Source organism: Vibrio crassostreae, assembly GCF_041439375.1.
GTDB classification, from domain to species: domain Bacteria; phylum Pseudomonadota; class Gammaproteobacteria; order Enterobacterales; family Vibrionaceae; genus Vibrio; species Vibrio crassostreae_D.
The window spans coordinates 1-2,576 of record NZ_JBGONY010000123.1 but is presented as its reverse complement, the minus strand read 5'-3'; the positions used below and the strand labels follow the sequence as shown (position 1 = coordinate 2,576).

Annotated in this window: 1 rRNA gene; it reads left to right on the top strand. The window is 51.9% G+C overall.

Annotated features, from left to right (window positions below):
* Positions 1-2,548: ribosomal RNA gene (locus ACED45_RS23840) — 23S ribosomal RNA — on the top strand; the annotation flags it as partial.
* Between the last annotated feature and the right edge of the window lie 28 nt (positions 2,549-2,576).

Sequence of the window (2,576 nt, the reverse complement as noted above, 5' to 3'; positions counted from 1 at the left end):
ATCAGTGAAAACGAGTAGGGCGGGACACGTGATATCCTGTCTGAATATGGGGGGACCATCCTCCAAGGCTAAATACTACTGACTGACCGATAGTGAACCAGTACCGTGAGGGAAAGGCGAAAAGAACCCCTGTGAGGGGAGTGAAATAGAACCTGAAACCGTGTACGTACAAGCAGTAGGAGCACCTTCGTGGTGTGACTGCGTACCTTTTGTATAATGGGTCAGCGACTTAATTTTAGTAGCAAGGTTAACCGTTTAGGGGAGCCGTAGGGAAACCGAGTCTTAACTGGGCGTACAGTTGCTAGGATTAGACCCGAAACCAGGTGATCTAGCCATGGGCAGGTTGAAGGTTGAGTAACATCAACTGGAGGACCGAACCGACTAATGTTGAAAAATTAGCGGATGACTTGTGGCTAGGGGTGAAAGGCCAATCAAACCTGGAGATAGCTGGTTCTCCCCGAAAGCTATTTAGGTAGCGCCTCGGACGAATACTACTGGGGGTAGAGCACTGTTAAGGCTAGGGGGTCATCCCGACTTACCAACCCTTTGCAAACTCCGAATACCAGTAAGTACTATCCGGGAGACACACGGCGGGTGCTAACGTCCGTCGTGGAGAGGGAAACAACCCAGACCGCCAGCTAAGGTCCCAAAGTATAGCTAAGTGGGAAACGATGTGGGAAGGCTCAGACAGCCAGGATGTTGGCTTAGAAGCAGCCATCATTTAAAGAAAGCGTAATAGCTCACTGGTCGAGTCGGCCTGCGCGGAAGATGTAACGGGGCTAAGCTATACACCGAAGCTGCGGCTACGTACCTTAGGGTATGTGGGGTAGGGGAGCGTTCTGTAAGCCGTTGAAGGTGGTCTGTAAGGGCTGCTGGAGGTATCAGAAGTGCGAATGCTGACATGAGTAACGATAAAGGGAGTGAAAAACTCCCTCGCCGGAAGACCAAGGGTTCCTGTCCAACGTTAATCGGGGCAGGGTAAGTCGACTCCTAAGGCGAGGCCGAAAGGCGTAGTCGATGGGAAACAGGTTAATATTCCTGTACTTCTTACAATTGCGATGGGGGGACGGAGAAGGCTAGGTGGGCCTGGCGACGGTTGTCCAGGTTCAAGTACGTAGGCGGGTGGTTTAGGTAAATCCGGACCGCTATTAACGCTGAGATACGATGTCGAGCTACTACGGTAGTGAAGTCATTGATGCCATGCTTCCAGGAAAAGCCTCTAAGCTTCAGATTGTAAGGAATCGTACCCCAAACCGACACAGGTGGTCGGGTAGAGAATACCAAGGCGCTTGAGAGAACTCGGGTGAAGGAACTAGGCAAAATGGTACCGTAACTTCGGGAGAAGGTACGCTCTTATCAGTGAAGTCCCTTGCGGATGGAGCAGACGAGAGTCGCAGATACCAGGTGGCTGCAACTGTTTATTAAAAACACAGCACTGTGCAAAATCGTAAGATGACGTATACGGTGTGACGCCTGCCCGGTGCCGGAAGGTTAATTGATGGGGTTAGACTTCGGTCGAAGCTCTTGATCGAAGCCCCGGTAAACGGCGGCCGTAACTATAACGGTCCTAAGGTAGCGAAATTCCTTGTCGGGTAAGTTCCGACCTGCACGAATGGCGTAATGATGGCCACGCTGTCTCCACCCGAGACTCAGTGAAATTGAAATCGCTGTGAAGATGCAGTGTACCCGCGGCTAGACGGAAAGACCCCGTGAACCTTTACTACAGCTTGGCACTGAACATTGAACCTACATGTGTAGGATAGGTGGGAGACTTTGAAACCGCGTCGCTAGATGTGGTGGAGTCGTCCTTGAAATACCACCCTTGTAGTTTTGATGTTCTAACGTTGGTCCCTGAATCGGGATTACGGACAGTGCCTGGTGGGTAGTTTGACTGGGGCGGTCTCCTCCCAAAGAGTAACGGAGGAGCACGAAGGTGGGCTAAACACGGTTGGACATCGTGTGGTTAGTGCAATGGCATAAGCCCGCTTGACTGCGAGAATGACAATTCGAGCAGGTGCGAAAGCAGGTCATAGTGATCCGGTGGTTCTGAATGGAAGGGCCATCGCTCAACGGATAAAAGGTACTCCGGGGATAACAGGCTGATACCGCCCAAGAGTTCATATCGACGGCGGTGTTTGGCACCTCGATGTCGGCTCATCACATCCTGGGGCTGAAGTCGGTCCCAAGGGTATGGCTGTTCGCCATTTAAAGTGGTACGCGAGCTGGGTTTAGAACGTCGTGAGACAGTTCGGTCCCTATCTGCCGTGGGCGTTGGAAAATTGAAAGGGGCTGCTCCTAGTACGAGAGGACCGGAGTGGACGAACCTCTGGTGTTCGGGTTGTCATGCCAATGGCATTGCCCGGTAGCTAAGTTCGGAATCGATAACCGCTGAAAGCATCTAAGCGGGAAGCGAGCCTTGAGATGAGTTTTCCCTGGCGCTATAAGCGTCCTAAAGGGTTGTCGTAGACTACGACGTTGATAGGCAGGGTGTGTAAGTGCTGCGAGGCATTGAGCTAACCTGTACTAATTGCCCGTGAGGCTTAACCATACAACACCCAAGGGGTTTTGTGGACTCA